Genomic DNA, 17251 nt, shown 5'->3' on the forward strand with positions numbered 1-17251 from the left:
GGGAGTCAAGGCATGGCAGGAGTAATGGATTCAGTAAACCAGCGCACACAGCTGGTAGGGCAGAATCGCCTGGAGTTGTTGCTTTTTCGCCTGGATGGCAAACAGCTGTACGGCATCAACGTGTTCAAGGTGCGGGAAGTGCTGCAGTGCCCCAAGCTGACGATCATGCCCAAGTCCAGCCCGGTGGTGTGTGGCGTGGCCAACATCCGTGGCGCGACCATTCCGATCCTTGACCTGTCCCTGGCCACGGGCTCGGCAGGTTTGCAGGACCGTGAAAACCCTTTCGTGATCATCACCGAGTACAACACCAAGACCCAGGGCTTCCTGGTGCGCTCGGTGGAGCGCATCGTCAACATGAACTGGGAAGAGATCCATCCGCCACCCAAGGGCACCGGCCGCGATCACTACCTCACGGCGGTGACGCGGGTGGACAACCAGTTGGTGGAAATCATCGACGTGGAGAAGATCCTCGCCGAAGTGGCGCCCACCTCGGAAGCGATTTCCGTCGGTGTGGTCGACGCCGAGACAGCGCACAAGGCGATCTCGCTGCGGGTGCTGACGGTGGACGACTCCTCGGTGGCGCGCAAGCAGGTGACCCGTTGCCTGCAAACCGTCGGCGTAGAGGTGGTGGCACTCAATGATGGGCGCCAGGCGTTGGACTACCTGCGCAAACTGGTGGATGAAGGCAAAAAGCCGGAAGAAGAATTCTTGATGATGATTTCCGACATCGAGATGCCGGAAATGGACGGATACACCCTCACGGCCGAGATACGCAACGATCCACGCATGCAAAAATTGCATATCATCCTGCATACTTCGTTGTCGGGCGTATTCAACCAGGCGATGGTCAAGAAGGTCGGTGCCGATGACTTCCTGGCCAAATTCCGTCCGGATGACCTGGCAAACCGGGTTGTCGACCGGATCAAGGCAGCAGATCACGGCTAGGGGATTTCCCCTGGCGGTCACACGATTTAAGAGGCGGTATCATTGTCTACGGGTAATTTGGATTTCGAACAGTTCCGGGTCTTCCTGGAAAAAGCCTGTGGCATATTGCTCGGTGAAAACAAGCAGTACCTTGTATCCAGCCGTCTCAACAAGCTGATGGAACAGCAGGGCATCAAGTCGTTGGGTGAGCTGGTTCAGCGTATTCAGGGGCAGCCGCGCAGCGGGCTCAAGGAAATGGTGGTCGATGCCATGACCACCAACGAAACCCTGTGGTTTCGTGACACCTACCCATTTGAAGTGCTCAAGAGCAAAGTGCTGCCGGAAGCCATCAAGGCCAGCCCGGGCCAGCGCTTGCGCATCTGGTCGGCGGCCTGCTCTTCGGGGCAGGAACCGTATTCGATCTCGATGTCCATCGACGAGTTCGAGCGGACCAACATGGGCCAACTGAAGGCGGGTGCGCAAATTGTTGCCACCGACCTGTCCGGCACCATGCTCACCAACTGCAAGACCGGCGAGTACGACAGCCTGGCCTTGGGCCGGGGTTTGTCCCAAGAGCGCCTGCAGCGTTACTTTGACCCGAAAGGGGCAGGGCGTTGGGCGGTCAAGGCGCCGATCAAGAGCCGCGTGGAGTTTCGTTCGTTCAACCTGCTCGACAGCTACGCCAGCCTGGGCAAGTTCGACATGGTGTTCTGCCGCAACGTGCTGATCTACTTCTCGGCCGAGGTGAAGAAAGACATCCTGTTGCGCATCCATGGCACGCTCAAGCGTGGGGGCTATCTGTTCCTCGGTGCTTCCGAAGCGCTGAACGGTTTGCCGGATCATTACCAGATGGTGCAGTGCAGCCCGGGCATCATCTATCAGGCCAAGTAAGTCGTACGCGGTAAAAAATGTGGGAGCGGGCTTGCTCGCGAAAGCGCAGTGTCAGTCGATGCATGTATCAACTGACAGACTGCATTCGCGAGCAAGCCCGCTCCCACATTTGTTTTGCGGCAAGCCTTTCAATAGCGGCAACCCGGATTGCCGCTTTACTGGCACCACGCGGAAACCCGTTGCCGCTTTTCTGGCATTGCCGCCCGGCAATCTCCCCGCAAACCCCTGAAATACGGGCCTTCGAAAAACTGGCACACACCTTGCTATAACCCTGCTAACGAACAGCAGGTCAGCCTAAAGGTTTCCGCCATGAGCATCAGCTTCGATAAAGCGCTCGGTATCCACGAACAAGCCCTGGGCTTCCGCGCCCAGCGTGCCGAAGTCCTGGCCAACAACATTGCCAACGCCGATACCCCGAACTACAAGGCTCGGGACCTGGACTTCTCCGCCGTGCTCGCTGCACAGCAGGACAAGACCAAGAACGGCACCTTCGCCTTGAACATGACCAACAACCGTCATATCGAAGCGCAAGGCCTGAGCAGTGGGGACGAGTCGCTGCTGTATCGCACGCCGATGCAGCCGTCGATCGACCAGAACACCGTCGACGCCCAGCTGGAGCAATCGGCCTACGCCGAGAACTCGGTGAACTTCCAGGCCAGCTTTACCCTGCTCAACAGCAAATTCAAAGGGCTGATGTCAGCCCTGCGTGGAGAGTAAGCCATGTCCCTGTCCAGTGTTTTCAATATTGCCGGTAGTGGCATGAGCGCCCAGACCACGCGTCTGAACACCGTCGCCAGTAACATCGCCAACGCCGAGACCGTGTCGTCGAGCATTGACCAGACCTACCGCGCCCGTCACCCGGTGTTCGCCACCATGTTCCAGGGCGGCCAGAGCGGTGGCAGCGATTCGCTGTTCCAGGACCAGGGCAATGCCGGTTCCGGCGTGCAGGTGCTGGGTGTGGTTGAAGACCAGAGCAACCTGGAAGCCCGCTACGAGCCTAACCACCCCGCCGCGAACGAAAAGGGTTACGTCTACTACCCCAACGTCAACGTGGTCGAGGAAATGGCTGACATGATTTCTGCCAGTCGCTCGTTCCAGACCAATGCGGAAATGATGAACACCGCCAAAGCCATGATGCAGAAGGTCCTGACCCTGGGTCAGTGATAAGGGGCGCCAAATAATGGCCATTGTTGATACCACGACCAACACGGCAGTCCAGGACCTTTTCAACACCAAGGTCAAGACCGCCACGAACAACGTTGCGAGCACTGCCACTGCTGCCACGGGCAACCAGTCCCTGGGCAAGGATGCGTTCCTGCAACTGCTGGTCACCCAGCTGAAGAACCAAAACCCGCTGTCGCCCCAGGACAACGGCGCGTTCGTCGCCCAGCTGGCGCAATTCAGCAGCCTGGAAGGCATCAACACCCTGAACGACTCGGTGAATGCGATCTCCAGCAACTTCAGCTCGTCGCAAGCGTTGCAAGCGTCGTCGCTGGTGGGGCGTTCGATCATCACCCAGACCGACAAGGCCCTGGTGGATACCAGCAAGAGCATGACCGGTTCGGTCGCCGTCACGTCGGCGGTGGGCAACGTCTCGGTGAAGATCACCGACAAAGACGGCAATGTGGTGCGCACCGTCGAAATGGGCGCACAGAGCGCCGGTTCGGCCGACTTTATCTGGGATGGCAAGAACGACAAAGGTGAGGTCGCCGCGGCTGGCACTTACACCTTTACCGCCACCACCAAGAATGACAAGGGCGACGCGGTCGTCCTGGCGACTTCGCTGCCAGCCACGGTTACCAGCGTGACCTTGAGCAAGACCGGCGGCGAAATGCTGCTCAACCTTGCAGGCGGCATGGGCAGCGTCAAGCTGTCGCAAATTCAGACTATCGGTACATAGAGCCGGCTAAATACGGCAGAGGGAGAGAAACATGTCTTTTAACATCGGCCTTAGCGGCCTCTATGCGGCCAACAAACAACTGGACGTGACCGGCAACAACATCGCCAACGTCGCGACCACTGGCTTCAAGTCGTCCCGTGCGGAGTTCGCCGATATCTATGCCGCGTCCAAGCTCGGCACCGGCCAGAACACCATCGGTAACGGTGTGAACCTGGCGGCAGTGTCCCAGCAGTTCACCCAGGGTGAAGTGAACGCCAGCGGTGGCATCCTGGACATGGCTATCCAGGGTGGTGGTTTCTTCGTGCAGAAGGCCAGTGACGGTTCGCTGGAATACACCCGTAGCGGCGCCTTCCGTGCCGACAAAGACGGCTACATCACCAACAACACCGGCACCTCGCGCCTGCAAGGTTATGCGGCCGACGAGAATGGCAAGATCACCAAGGGTGGCCTGGTCGATCTGCAGCTGAACCTGGCAAACCTGCCGCCGAAGGCGTCCACCAAAGTGGATTCCAGCAGCAACCTGAACTCCTCGGAGCCGGTCATCGATCAGAGCAAGAAGCCGTTTGATCCACTGAAGACCGATACCTTCACCACGTCCTACAGCACCACGCTGTACGACTCCCAAGGCAACGCCCACCCGATGGTGCAGTACGTGGTGAAAACCGACGCCAACGAATGGCAGTCGTACACCTTGATCGATGGCCGCAACCCTGACGGTTCGCCGCCGACCGGCACTGATCCGAACATGAAAGCGCCTGTGCCTTCGACGTTGACCTTCGACGGTGCCGGTAATCTCAAGAGCATCGTGACCGGCGGTGTGGCTGGCACGACCTTGACCATCAAGGATTGGGTGCCAGGTACGGTGACCGACGGCGTATGGAAGGCCAATGACGCGACGGCGAACAAAGACGGCATTGCGATCAACATGTCCAATGTCACCCAATACAACTCGGCCACCTACCGTAACCCGCCGGTCACCGATGGCTACGCCACTGGCCAGATCACCGGCCTGAAAATCGACGGTAACGGCGTGCTGTTCGCCACCTTCAGCAACCAGCAGAGCAAGGCTATCGGCCAGATCTCCCTGGCCAGCTTCAACAACGAACAGGGCCTGCAACCTGCCGGCGGCACCACCTGGAGAGAGACGTTCGCGTCGGGTCAGCCGGGCTACGACTCCCCACAAGCTGGCACCCTGGGTTCGATCGTGGCCGGCTCCCTGGAGAATTCCAACGTCAACCTGACCAACGAACTGGTGGACCTGATCAAGGCCCAGAGCAACTACCAGGCGAACGCCAAGACCATCTCCACCCAGAGCACCATCATGCAGACCATCATCCAGATGACCTGATGCGGTAGCGCTCAACAAAAAGCCCCTCATACGAGGGGCTTTTTTGTGGGTGATCTCCAGGGCAATGAGGACCAACTGTGGGAGCGGGCTTGCCCGCGATGGCGGTGTATCAGCCAAAGAGGTATCAACTGACAGATAGCTATCGCAGGCAAGCCAGCTCCCACAGGTGATTGCATTGCATAAAAGAGGTCTGTGTCATGCCCATAAAAGAAAACCCCCGGCAAACCCAGGGGGCTTGTCGGGGGTTTCGAGTGAGCGCCTCTCAGCGCTCACTGGCTCAGCTTATTGGCAAGCTTCGCAATCCGGCTCGTCAATCGCGCAGGCTTTTGGCACTGGTGCCGGGCCGGCAGGGGCAGCGAGAACCGAATCATCACCGTGGTTGCCGCTGGATACAGCGTTCAGCTTGCCGGTGTTGATGGTCGATTTCTCGGTGCTGGTCGCAGCCAGGGCACGGAGGTAGTAAGTGGTTTTCAGGCCACGGTACCAAGCCATGCGGTAGGTTACGTCCAGCTTCTTGCCCGATGCACCGGCGATGTACAGGTTCAGGGACTGGGCCTGGTCGATCCACTTCTGACGACGGCTGGCGGCGTCAACGATCCACTTGGTGTCCACTTCGAAGGCAGTCGCGTAGAGCTCTTTGAGTTCTTGCGGGATGCGCTCGATCTGCTGCACGGAACCGTCGTAGTACTTCAGGTCGTTGATCATGACCGAGTCCCACAGGCCGCGGGCCTTGAGGTCGCGAACCAGGTACGGGTTGATCACGGTGAATTCGCCCGACAGGTTCGATTTCACATACAGGTTCTGGTAGGTCGGTTCGATCGACTGCGAGACGCCGGTGATGTTGGCGATGGTCGCGGTCGGCGCGATGGCCATGATGTTGGAGTTACGAATGCCTTTCTGCACACGGGCACGTACCGGCGCCCAGTCCAGGGTTTCGTTCAGGTCAACGTCGATGTACTTCTGGCCACGGGCTTCGATCAGGATCTGTTGTGAATCCAGCGGCAGGATGCCCTTGGACCACAGCGAACCCTGGAACGTCTCGTAGGCGCCGCGCTCGTCGGCCAGGTCGCAGGAAGCCTGGATCGCGTAGTAGCTGACCGCTTCCATGGACTTGTCGGCGAACTCGACCGCAGCATCCGAACCGTAAGGAATGTGCTGCAGGTACAAAGCGTCCTGGAAGCCCATGATGCCCAGGCCGACTGGACGGTGCTTGAAGTTGGAGTTCTGCGCCTGTGGCACCGAGTAGTAGTTGATGTCGATTACGTTATCGAGCATGCGTACTGCGGTGTTGACAGTGCGTTCCAGCTTGGCGGTGTCCAGCTTGCCGTTGACGATGTGGTTCGGCAGGTTGATCGAGCCCAGGTTGCAAACGGCGATCTCGTCCTTGTTGGTGTTCAAGGTGATCTCGGTGCACAGGTTCGAGCTGTGGACCACGCCCACGTGCTGCTGCGGGCTGCGCAGGTTGCACGGGTCTTTGAAGGTCAGCCATGGGTGGCCGGTTTCAAACAGCATGGACAGCATTTTGCGCCACAGGTCTTTGGCCTGGATGGTCTTGAACAGCTTGATCTTGCCCGGGTACTGGGACAGGGCTTCGTAGTACTCGTAGCGCTCTTCGAAGGCCTTGCCGGTCAGGTCGTGCAGGTCCGGCACTTCGGAAGGCGAGAACAGGGTCCACTGGCCGTCGTCGAAGACGCGCTTCATGAACAGGTCAGGGATCCAGTTGGCGGTGTTCATGTCGTGGGTACGACGACGATCATCACCGGTGTTCTTGCGCAGCTCGATGAACTCTTCAATGTCCATGTGCCAGGTTTCCAGGTAGGCACACACTGCGCCTTTGCGCTTGCCGCCCTGGTTGACCGCTACGGCGGTGTCGTTCACGACTTTCAGGAACGGTACGACGCCCTGGGACTTGCCGTTGGTGCCCTTGATGTACGAACCCAGTGCACGCACCGGGGTCCAGTCGTTGCCCAGGCCGCCAGCGAATTTGGACAACATGGCGTTGTCGTGGATCGCGTGGTAGATGCCCGACAGGTCATCCGGCACGGTGGTCAGGTAGCAGCTGGACAGCTGTGGACGCAGGGTGCCGGCGTTGAACAGCGTCGGGGTCGACGACATGTAGTCGAAGGACGACAACAGGTTGTAGAACTCGATGGCGCGGTCTTCTTTGTGCTTCTCTTCAATCGCCAGGCCCATGGCCACGCGCATGAAGAACACTTGCGGAAGTTCGAAGCGGATACCGTCCTTGTGGATGAAGTAACGGTCGTACAGGGTTTGCAGGCCCAGGTACGTGAACTGCTGGTCGCGCTCGTGGTTGATCGCCTTGCCGAGTTTTTCCAGGTCGAAGGTGGCCAGGATCGGGTTCAGCAATTCGAATTCGATACCCTTGGCGATGTACGCAGGCAAGGCCTTGGCGTACAGGTCGGCCATTTCGTGGTGGGTGGCGCTGTCGGCGACGCCGAGGAAGCCCAGGCCTTCGGCACGCAGGGTGTCCATCAGCAGGCGCGCGGTCACGAACGAGTAGTTCGGCTCACGCTCAACCAGGGTACGGGCGGTCATCACCAGGGCGGTGTTGACGTCGGTCAGGGCCACGCCGTCGTACAGGTTCTTCAGGGTTTCGCGCTGGATCAGGTCACCATCGACTTCTTCCAGGCCTTCGCAGGCCTCGGTGATGATGGTGTTCAGGCGGCCCAGGTCCAGCGGTGCAAAGGTACCGTCGGCCAGGGTGATGCGGATCGACGGGTGAGCTTGCACGGCAGCTTCTTCAGCCGGGGTGCGCACGGCGCGCTCTTTGGAGCGGGCGTCACGGTAGATCACGTAGTCGCGGGCCACTTTCTGCTCGCCGGCACGCATGAGGGCCAGTTCGACCTGGTCCTGGATTTCTTCGATGTGGATGGTGCCGCCCGATGGCATGCGACGCTTGAAGGTCGCGGTGACTTGTTCGGTCAGGCGGGCAACGGTGTCGTGGATGCGCGACGAAGCGGCAGCGGTGCCGCCTTCAACTGCAAGAAACGCTTTGGTGATGGCGACGGTGATTTTGTCATCGGTGTAAGGAACGACAGTGCCGTTACGCTTGATCACGCGCAGTTGGCCGGGTGCGGTGGCGGACAGATCCAGGTTCGAATCAGCGGCCTGCGTCACGGAGCCTTGCGGGTTCTCGCGAGTTGTGTCGGTTTGCATGGGGGGTTGTCTCCACGTTCTATATTTGATTGCGAGTGCCAGGCTCTTCCTGCAACACCCGTACCGTTTTCCATATCGGGGAATGGGAAACAGCTGCCATCCGCGTGAGCGGTTTGGTCTACTGAAAATCGATTGGTTCCATGCTGCGCTAGCAATAAAACGCTTGAATTCCGAGCCACTTGTGTGGTTGAGCGATTTGGTCGAAAACCCCACATATAGGGTCTGTCGTGTCGCTGAGGTACAAGATAATGCGTTTCGGAAGGGTTGGCAACGCAGTAACCTGTGGATAACGCTGTGGGTAAAATGTGTATGAAAGGTCCAACCTGCGTGTAGGCCGCATTACTGCTGCGTTACGCCGTTTGTCATGAAATATTTCCGGCTCAAAACAGCTGGGCCATTTTCGAAGGGCGCGAACCCTATCACAAAATATCCCGATCGCCGAATGGATTTCCCGCCTTGTGCTACAGGCCGTCAGCATGGCTACAATCGGCCTCTGTTATGCCCTCAAAAGATTACAAATAAGCTGTGCTATCCCGACCACTTTCTAATAACAACGAGGACCACCCGTGGAGCAAGAAGCCTGGCAAATACTGATCGTCGAGGACGACGAACGATTGGCCGAGTTGACCCGTGATTACCTGGAAAGCAACGGCCTGCGCGTCTCGGTGGAAGGTAACGGCGCCCTGGCCGCGGCGCGGATCATCGCCGAACAGCCGGACCTGGTGATCCTCGACCTCATGCTGCCCGGCGAAGACGGCCTGAGCATCTGCCGCAAGGTGCGCGAGCGCTACGACGGCGTGATCCTGATGCTCACCGCACGCACCGACGACATGGACCAGGTGCTCGGCCTGGACATGGGTGCCGACGACTACGTGTGCAAACCCGTGCGCCCGCGCCTCTTATTGGCGCGCATCCAGGCCCTGCTGCGGCGCAGCGAGCCGACCGAGCCGGCCATTGTCGAAAACCTGCGCCGCCTGCAATTCGGCCCGCTGGTGGTGGACAACGCCTTGCGCGAAGCCTGGTTGCATGACGGCGGCATCGAGCTGACCAGCGCCGAATTCGACCTTTTATGGCTACTGGTGGCAAATGCCGGGCGCATCCTGTCCCGCGAAGAGATCTTCATCGCCCTGCGCGGCATTGGCTACGACGGCCAGGACCGCTCCATTGACGTGCGTATCTCACGTATCCGCCCAAAAATAGGCGACGACCCGATTCATCCGCGTCTGATCAAGACCATCCGCAGCAAAGGCTATCTGTTTGTCCCCGAAGCCGCCGCCGACATGCCGCTGTGAACTCGATCTTCCTGCGCATCTATGGTGGTATGTGCGCGGCCCTGATCCTCGTGGCGCTGCTGGGCGTGCTGGCCCTGCACCTGCTCAACGAAGTGCGCAGCGGCCAGTACCGCGAGCGCCTGGCCCACGGCACCTTTGCGTTGATGGGCGACAACCTCAAGCCGATGAGCCCCATCGAGCGCCAGCGCGCCCTGGCGGTCTGGGAGCGTTTGCTCGGCATTCCCCTGGAACTGCGCAGCCTCAGCGATGCGCAGTTGGACCTGAGCCAGCGCAATCGCCTGCAACGCGGCCAGGTGCTGGTGCAGCAGACCGGCCCCCACGCGGCGCGGGTGCTGCGTTTGGTCAGCGAGCAGGAGTCGCTGGTGTTGACCGGCGAAGTGCAGCAGATCAGCGAGCAATTGGCCCGCGCAACGATTTACCTGCTGGCCGATGAACTGGTGCGCTACCCCGTGGCCGAACAGCCGCAACGTTTGGCCGACATAAAGGAAGCCAAGGGCTTTGGCTTCGAGATGCACTTGTTGGCCCTCGACCAAGCCGATATGGACGACGACCAGCGTCGTCGCGTCGCGGAAGGCGACACGGTGATGGCCTTGGGCAAAGGTGGCGATTCTATCCGCGTGTTTGCCGGCATGGTCGGCACGCCGTGGGTGTTGGAAATCGGCCCGTTGTATCAAATGAACCCTTACCCGCCGCAATGGCTGATCCTGATCGCGTTGATCGGCCTGACCCTGATTGGCTTGATCGTCTATCTATTGGTGCGCCAGCTGGAGCGGCGCCTCAAAGGCCTGGAAGCCGCTGCCACACGGATCGCCAAAGGCAACCTGGAAGTGCGCGTGCCTGCCCGTGGTGCCGACTCGGTGGGACGCCTGGCTGCGGCCTTTAATGGCATGGCCGAGCACTTGCAGCAATTGCTGGCGATCCAGCGCGAGTTAGTGCGTGCCGTGTCCCACGAATTGCGCACGCCGGTGGCGCGCCTGCGTTTCGGCCTGGAGATGGTCGGCGATGCCACCACGCCAGAAGCGCGGCACAAATACCTGGAGGGTATGGACAGCGACATCCAGGACCTCGATGGCCTGGTGGACGAAATGCTCACCTATGCCCGCCTGGAGCAGGGCGCGCCGGAGCTGAATTTCCAGCGCGTTGACCTCAGTGCGTTGCTCGACCAGGTGATCGGCGAATTATCGCCACTGCGCCCGCAGGTCGCGGTTACCCGGGGTATTTGCCTGTCGTCGGCGCATTGGGATGACGCCTGGGTCGAAGCCGAGCCGCGCTACCTGCACCGTGCCCTGCAAAACCTGGTGAGCAACGCCATGCGGCATGCCCAGGGTCAGGTCATGATCAGTTACCAGGTGGGGCAGGTGCGTTGCCGCATCGATGTGGAGGACGACGGCCCGGGTGTGCCGGAAAGCGCGTGGGAGCGGATCTTTACGCCGTTCTTGAGGTTGGATGACAGCCGCACCCGTGCTTCCGGTGGACATGGGCTGGGGTTGTCGATTGTGCGGCGGATCATCTATTGGCATGGCGGGCGGGCGTTGATTGGCAAGAGCAACAATTTGGGTGGCGCCTGTTTCAGCTTGAGTTGGCCCAGGGATCAGGAGAAACCCTGAGATAGCTTTCGCGAGCAAGCCCGCTCCCACATTCGACCTCATTCCAAAGGATGTACTCGGTCAACTGTGGGAGCGGGCTTGCTCGCGAATGCGGTATATCAGGCCCCGATAGCCACCAGACTCAACAACTGCCCATCCGCCACCACAAACTGCCCCACCAACTCCTTGCCATAACACCACTCACTGGACAGATCCGTCAGCAACCGCAACCGCACAGCCCCTGACTCATTCCACTCCACCACCTCGGCATGCTCAAAATAAAAGCGCTTCTGCACAATCGGGTAGAGCGCCTTGAACAAGCTCTCCTTGACCGAAAACGTCAGCGTCACCAGCAACGCGATCTGCTCGCGCGGCACCTCGGCCATGCGCTTGAGCTCGTCGGCAGTGAGGATTTCCCCCGCCAGGCGCTCCGCCCGGTCCAGCGGCATCACATTCTCCAGGTCCATGCCCAGCCCGCGCCACTGCGCCTTGTGCCCGACAATCGCCGCGGCATGCCCGGTGCTGTGGGTGATGGAGCCGCTGATATGCCCAGGCCACACCGGTGCCCGGTCATCCCCGATGGCGGGGATGCAATCGAGCTGATCCAGTTGTTGCAACGCCGCACGCGCGCACAGGCGACCGGCAAGGAATTCGGCCTGGCGCTTGGCTACTGAGCGCTGGATGCTTGGCGGTGGCAGCACGGCGCTGCGCTGGAAGTCGCCTTCGGCCAATAAAGCCGGGTCGAACCGGGTGCTGAGCAGCACCGTGCCGGGCAAGGGGGCGGGCAGCGGCCAATGGGCGTCGAGTGGGGTGCAGCAGGCGGGTAGGTGAGTCATGGGCGGTATTCTGCCGAGTTGATAGGCCAGAGGATAGCCCGCTGTTCAGGGGGAGTTCAGGGGCGCCTGCGTAGTCTGGCTTCAACAGCCAAACGCGTAGAGGTAAGCACCATGACTGCGATGAAAAAGCTGATGTTGGCGTTAACCATGCTCAGTGCCACCTCTGGGGCCCAGGCCGTCGACGGATTCTTTCCGGCATTTGGCAGCGAGAAGACCAAGAAATCCAGCACGCTGATCCAGCGGGTCAGCTTCGAAGACGCGGGCAGCCAGCCCACGCCGTGGGGCCAAGCCTTGGGCTTTACTGCGCCACAACCGGCGTACCGCACCGGCTACGAACACCTGACGGGCCACTACAATGGCACTAAACTGCGCCCGCAAGACCTGCAGGGCCGCTATGATATCCCTCTGTCGGACAGTTGATTTGCTTTGGAGAGCCTTATGAAATTGCTGGTGGTGGAAGATGAGGCGCTGCTGCGTCATCACCTGTTGACCCGCCTGACCGACAGCGGCCACGTGGTTGAAGCCGTGGCCAACGCCGAAGAGGCGTTGTACCAGACCGGCCAATTCAACCATGACCTGGCGATCATCGACCTGGGCCTGCCCGGCATGGGCGGCCTGGACCTGATCCGCCAGTTGCGCACCCAGGCCAAGACTTTTCCGATCCTGATCCTCACCGCGCGCGGCAACTGGCAGGACAAGGTCGAAGGCCTCGCCGCCGGCGCCGACGACTACGTGGTCAAGCCGTTCCAGTTCGAAGAGCTGGAGGCGCGCATGAACGCCTTGCTGCGCCGCTCCAGCGGGTTCACCCAGTCCACTATCGTGGCCGGGCCGTTGATGCTCGACCTCAATCGCAAGCAGGCGTCCCTTGACGAGCAACCCTTGGCGCTGACGGCCTATGAATACCGCATCCTCGAATACCTCATGCGCCATCACCAGCAGGTGGTCGCCAAGGACCGCCTGATGGAACAGCTCTACCCGGATGACGACGAGCGCGATCCAAACGTCATCGAAGTGTTGGTTGGCCGCCTGCGCCGCAAATTGGAAGGCCCGGCGGGGTTCAAGCCGATCGACACCGTGCGTGGCCTGGGCTACCTGTTCAATGAGCGCTGCGTTTGATTCGCTCGCTACGCGTGCGCCTGATGCTGGCGGCCGCCACCCTGGCCGTGCTGTTTATGCTCGGCTTGCTGCCGCCGATGCAGGGCGCGTTCAGCCTGGCGTTGCAGGATTCCATCGAGCAACGTCTGGCGTCGGACGTCACCACGCTGATCTCCGCCGCACGCGTGGAAAACAACCGCCTGCTGATGCCGGCGCAATTGCCCGACGAACGCTTCAACCTGACTGACAGCCGCCTGCTCGGCTATATCTACGACCGCGAAGGCCATCTAGTGTGGCGCTCGCGGGCGACCAAGGAAGAAAACATCAACTACAAGCCGCGCTACGACGGGCGTGGTAATGAGTTTGCGCGGATTCGCGAGGCCAATGGCCAGGAATTCTTCGTCTATGACGTGGAGGTCAAGCTGCTCGGCGGCAAGAGCGCGGCGTTCAGTATCGTCGCCCTGCAGCCGGTGCGTGAATATCAGCTGACCCTCGAAGGCCTGCGGGAAAACCTCTACCTGGGTTTCGGCGCGGCCTTGCTGGTGCTGCTGACGTTGCTGTGGCTGGGCCTGACCTGGGGCCTGCAAGCCTTGCGGCGCTTGAGCCAGGAGCTGGACCAGATCGAAGGCGGCACCCGCGAGAGTCTTTCCGAAGAACACCCGCGTGAATTGCTGCGCCTCACCGGCTCCCTCAACCGTTTGCTCGCCAGCGAACGCGAGCAACGGGCACGCTATCGCGATTCCCTGGATGACCTGGCCCACAGCCTGAAAACCCCGCTCGCTGTGTTGCAGGGCGTCAGCGAAGACATGGCCCAGCGCCCCGAAGACCGCGATCAGGCCTGGGTGCTGCAATCGCAGATCGAGCGCATGAGCCAACAGATCAGCTATCAATTGCAGCGCGCCAGCCTGCGCAAAAGCGGCCTGGTACGCCACCAGGTGCGTCTGGAGCCGGTGTTGCAAAGCCTGTGCGACACGTTGGACAAGGTCTATCGCGACAAGGGTGTCACCGTAGCCTTTGACTTGCCGGACGAGTGCTACGTACCCATTGAGAAGGGCGCTTTGCTGGAGATGCTTGGCAACCTGCTGGAAAACGCCTATCGCCTGTGTTTGAGCGAAGTGCGCATCCACCTGGTGGAAAGCCTCGAAGGCAGCGAGCTATGCATCGAAGATGATGGGCCGGGCGTACCGCCGGACCAGCGTGCACGGATTCTGCAACGGGGTGAACGGCTGGACCGTCAGCACCCGGGGCAGGGGATCGGGTTGGCGGTGGTCAAGGACATCATAGAAAGTTACGGCGCGCGGCTGACCTTGGGGGATTCGCCGTTGGGTGGGGCCGCTTTCAAGATTCATTTTCCGGCGGTTTGATCTTTATTGCTTTTGCTGGCCTCATCGCAGGCAAGCCAGCTCCCACACTTGAATGCATTCACAAATCAAAAATGTGGGAGCGGGCTTGCCCGCGATGAGGCCAGCCTAACCAACACACCTCTAACTCTCCTGCGCCCGATACGCCCCCGGCGTCACCCCCGTCCACTTCTTGAACGCCCGATGAAACGCCGACGGCTCAGAAAACCCCAACTGCTCGGCAATCTCCTGCAACGACAAATTCGCCCGTCCCAAATGATAGATGGCGATGTCCCGCCGCAGCTCATCCTTGAGTGCCTGAAAGCTGGTGCCTTCTTCGCGCAAATGTCGGCGCAGCGTCTGCGGGCTGATATGCAGGTGTTGGGCGACCGCTTCCAGATCCGGCCAGGGCGTCCGGTCGCGGCTCAGCAGGCGGCGTAACTGGCTGCTCAAGCTGTCGCCTTCGTCCGGCCGCGACAGCAGGTCGGCCGGTGAGCGCTCCAGGAAGTGCTTGAGCGTGCGTTCGTCCTGCAACAGCGGCAGGCTCAAGTACCGTGCGGGAAACACCAGGCTGCTGTTCGGTGCGCCGAATACCAGGGTGCAGGGAAACAACAAGTCGTATTCGCTGGCATGGGCCGGCATCGGGTAGCTGAACGTGGCCTGGTGCAGGCGGATGCGCTGGCCGATCAGCCAACTGCCTAGGCGATGCCAGATCACCAGCAGGCATTCACTGAGGAAGTGATCCGGGTCCCATAGTTGTGAGTCGTCCAGGCTCAAGCGGGCCATGTCGCCTTCGCGCGTCAGCTGCCAGCGCGGGCCCTGTGGGAATAGGCTATAAAACAATAAGCCGCGTTCCAGCGCCTTCTCCAGGGTGCGGCAGTGGATCAGCGCGTGGCACATCATGGCGAAGGTGCCGCGTTTGCTCGGGCCCTCGGCGAAGCCCAGGTATTCGTCATCCAGCCCCAGCCAGAGCATTTGCAGCAGTCGGGTGAATTGCTCCGGGGCAATGCGCGCGCGGGGTTCGCTCAGCAGTTCCGGGGTGATCCCCACCTGCTGCAACAGCCCCGAATAGTCGTAACCCGCCCGGCGTGCACCGCCGAGCGCGGCCCGGGCGTAGTGACTGGCGATGGTACGTTCACGCATGCGAAGGCCTCGTCCATGGAGTGGCGGATCTTAGCCATCGGCGGATAAGGCGACAAGGCGGATATCCGCCAAATTGTAGGACGGGATTGGATGAGTGGGCGGAAATCCGCCACCTGATTCGGCGCTCTGGAAGGCGTCTGAAAACCCGCAGCCCTGATGTCTAAAGGCCTTCAGGCGTTTTCAGGAAAGTGGCACGACGTTTGCGATAAGGATTACAGCGCAGGCCTGGACCTACAGGCTTCGCAAACAACAAATCCCTCCAGTGCAGGAGGGTTCGCAATTGAAGTGTCGTGGGCAATGGCGGATCTTTGCCACACGGGACGATTGAGGAACTTTGCAATGACGACTCGTCAGCCAATCTACAAATCCCTGTATTTCCAGGTGATCGTTGCCATCGTAATCGGCATTTTGCTCGGTCACTTCTACCCAGACACCGGCGTGGCCCTCAAGCCGCTGGGTGACGGGTTTATCAAACTGATCAAAATGGTCATCGCCCCGATCATCTTCTGCACCGTTGTCAGCGGTATCGCTGGCATGCAAAGCATGAAATCGGTGGGCAAGACCGGCGGCTATGCGCTGCTGTACTTCGAAATCGTTTCCACCGTCGCGCTGCTGATCGGCCTGATCGTGGTAAACGTCGTGCAACCGGGCGCCGGCATGCACATCGACGTAGCGACCCTGGATGCGTCCAAAGTCGCGGCCTACGTGACCGCCGGTAAAGACCAGAGCATCGTTGGCTTTATCCTCAACGTTATCCCGAACACCATCGTCGGCGCCTTCGCCAACGGCGACATCCTGCAAGTGCTGATGTTCTCGGTGATCTTCGGTTTCGCCCTGCACCGCCTGGGTGCCTACGGCAAGCCGGTACTGGACTTCATCGATCGCTTCGCCCACGTGATGTTCAATATCATCAACATGATCATGAAGCTCGCGCCAATCGGTGCCCTGGGCGCCATGGCGTTCACCATCGGTGCCTATGGCGTCGGTTCGCTGGTGCAGTTGGGCCAGCTGATGATCTGCTTCTACATCACCTGCATCCTGTTCGTGCTGGTGGTGCTGGGCGGTATCTGCCGCGCTCACGGTTTCAGCGTGATCAAACTGATCCGCTACATCCGTGAAGAGCTGTTGATCGTACTGGGTACTTCCTCCTCCGAATCCGCACTGCCACGCATGCTGATCAAGATGGAGCGTCTGGGCGCGAAGAAATCCGTAGTAGGCCTGGTGATTCCAACGGGCTACTCCTTCAACCTCGACGGTACCTCGATCTACCTGACCATGGCGGCCGTGTTCATCGCCCAGGCGACTGACACCCACATGGACATCACCCACCAGATCACCTTGCTGCTGGTGCTGCTGCTGTCCTCCAAAGGCGCTGCTGGCGTGACCGGTTCGGGCTTCATCGTACTGGCTGCCACCCTGTCGGCCGTAGGCCACCTGCCGGTTGCCGGCCTGGCGCTGATCCTGGGTATCGACCGCTTCATGTCCGAAGCCCGCGCACTGACCAACCTGGTGGGTAACGCCGTTGCCACCATCGTTGTGGCCAAGTGGGTCAAGGAACTGGACACCGACAAGCTGCAAAGCGAGCTGGCGTCTGGCGGTACCGGTATCTCGGAAACCCGCGAACTGGACGACCTGGGCGTGGCCGAAGGCCCTGCACCTGCCGTCAAGTAAGGCGCTGATGGCGTGAACTGACGCCCACCGCTACGCACAAACGCCCCG

Annotated in this window: 15 protein-coding genes; 12 read left to right on the forward strand and 3 right to left on the reverse strand. The window is 60.4% G+C overall.

The window, feature by feature from the left end; genetic code table 11:
• The first annotated feature begins 12 nt into the window (after positions 1 to 12).
• From DBR46_RS23960 to flgE, 6 genes are all read left to right on the forward strand, one after another.
• The gene (locus tag DBR46_RS23960) at positions 13 to 945 is read left to right on the forward strand and encodes a chemotaxis protein CheV (RefSeq protein ID WP_122540748.1); all 933 of its coding nucleotides are present in this window, start codon (positions 13 to 15) and stop codon (positions 943 to 945) included.
• A 42-nt stretch (positions 946 to 987) separates the two neighbouring features.
• Positions 988 to 1815 (forward strand): protein-glutamate O-methyltransferase CheR, encoded by an 828-nt coding sequence (cheR, locus tag DBR46_RS23965; protein WP_016979774.1) that lies wholly within the window; start codon positions 988 to 990, stop codon positions 1813 to 1815.
• A gap of 309 nt (positions 1816 to 2124) precedes the next feature.
• The gene (gene flgB, locus DBR46_RS23975) at positions 2125 to 2532 is read left to right on the forward strand and encodes a flagellar basal body rod protein FlgB (protein ID WP_017529461.1); all 408 of its coding nucleotides are present in this window, start codon (positions 2125 to 2127) and stop codon (positions 2530 to 2532) included.
• Between the two features lie 3 nt (positions 2533 to 2535).
• On the forward strand, positions 2536 to 2979 hold the full coding sequence (flgC, locus tag DBR46_RS23980; protein ID WP_124528208.1) for a flagellar basal body rod protein FlgC: 444 nt from the start codon (positions 2536 to 2538) through the stop codon (positions 2977 to 2979).
• 16 nt (positions 2980 to 2995) lie between these two features.
• Positions 2996 to 3715: a flagellar hook assembly protein FlgD gene (gene flgD, locus DBR46_RS23985; protein ID WP_124528209.1), complete on the forward strand. Its 720-nt coding sequence runs from the start codon at positions 2996 to 2998 to the stop codon at positions 3713 to 3715.
• Between the two features lie 31 nt (positions 3716 to 3746).
• On the forward strand, positions 3747 to 5063 hold the full coding sequence (gene flgE / locus DBR46_RS23990; protein WP_124528210.1) for a flagellar hook protein FlgE: 1317 nt from the start codon (positions 3747 to 3749) through the stop codon (positions 5061 to 5063).
• Positions 5064 to 5345: 282 nt separating this feature from the next.
• On the opposite strand, the gene DBR46_RS23995 is transcribed toward flgE, so the two are convergent.
• Positions 5346 to 8240 (reverse strand): ribonucleoside-diphosphate reductase subunit alpha, encoded by a 2895-nt coding sequence (locus tag DBR46_RS23995; RefSeq protein WP_124528211.1) that lies wholly within the window; start codon positions 8238 to 8240, stop codon positions 5346 to 5348.
• Between the two features lie 566 nt (positions 8241 to 8806).
• On the opposite strand from DBR46_RS23995, the gene DBR46_RS24000 reads away from it, so the two are divergent.
• Positions 8807 to 9532, forward strand: a complete 726-nt coding sequence (locus tag DBR46_RS24000; RefSeq protein ID WP_124528212.1) for a response regulator — start codon at positions 8807 to 8809, stop codon at positions 9530 to 9532.
• Positions 9529 to 11139 (forward strand): ATP-binding protein, encoded by a 1611-nt coding sequence (locus DBR46_RS24005; RefSeq protein WP_124528213.1) that lies wholly within the window; start codon positions 9529 to 9531, stop codon positions 11137 to 11139. Before DBR46_RS24000 ends, DBR46_RS24005 begins: the two co-directional genes overlap by 4 nt.
• 98 nt (positions 11140 to 11237) lie before the next feature.
• On the opposite strand, the gene DBR46_RS24010 is transcribed toward DBR46_RS24005, so the two are convergent.
• Positions 11238 to 11954, reverse strand: a complete 717-nt coding sequence (locus DBR46_RS24010) for a 4'-phosphopantetheinyl transferase (RefSeq protein ID WP_124528214.1) — start codon at positions 11952 to 11954, stop codon at positions 11238 to 11240.
• 111 nt (positions 11955 to 12065) lie between these two features.
• Between DBR46_RS24010 and DBR46_RS24015 the strand changes: the two genes are divergently transcribed.
• From DBR46_RS24015 to DBR46_RS24025, 3 genes are read left to right on the forward strand one after another with little or no spacing between them, the layout of a single operon-like run.
• Positions 12066 to 12374: a hypothetical protein gene (locus tag DBR46_RS24015; protein ID WP_124528215.1), complete on the forward strand. Its 309-nt coding sequence runs from the start codon at positions 12066 to 12068 to the stop codon at positions 12372 to 12374.
• 18 nt (positions 12375 to 12392) lie between these two features.
• Positions 12393 to 13070: a response regulator transcription factor gene (locus tag DBR46_RS24020; protein ID WP_017738184.1), complete on the forward strand. Its 678-nt coding sequence runs from the start codon at positions 12393 to 12395 to the stop codon at positions 13068 to 13070.
• Positions 13067 to 14413 carry an ATP-binding protein gene (locus tag DBR46_RS24025; protein ID WP_124528216.1) on the forward strand — a complete coding sequence of 449 codons (1347 nt, stop codon included), beginning with the start codon at positions 13067 to 13069 and terminating at the stop codon, positions 14411 to 14413. The genes DBR46_RS24020 and DBR46_RS24025 overlap by 4 nt, the downstream gene beginning before the upstream one ends.
• A 120-nt stretch (positions 14414 to 14533) precedes the next feature.
• Here the strand turns inward: DBR46_RS24025 and DBR46_RS24030 are convergent, their stop codons facing one another.
• On the reverse strand, positions 14534 to 15532 hold the full coding sequence (locus DBR46_RS24030; RefSeq protein WP_124528217.1) for an AraC family transcriptional regulator: 999 nt from the start codon (positions 15530 to 15532) through the stop codon (positions 14534 to 14536).
• Positions 15533 to 15871: 339 nt separating this feature from the next.
• Here DBR46_RS24030 and DBR46_RS24035 point away from each other — a divergent pair, with 339 nt between their 5' ends.
• Positions 15872 to 17203 carry a dicarboxylate/amino acid:cation symporter gene (locus tag DBR46_RS24035; protein ID WP_124528218.1) on the forward strand — a complete coding sequence of 444 codons (1332 nt, stop codon included), beginning with the start codon at positions 15872 to 15874 and terminating at the stop codon, positions 17201 to 17203.
• The last annotated feature ends 48 nt before the right edge of the window (positions 17204 to 17251 follow it).

The sequence above is a fragment of the Pseudomonas sp. KBW05 genome (assembly GCF_003852405.1).
Classification (GTDB): Bacteria; Pseudomonadota; Gammaproteobacteria; order Pseudomonadales; family Pseudomonadaceae; genus Aquipseudomonas.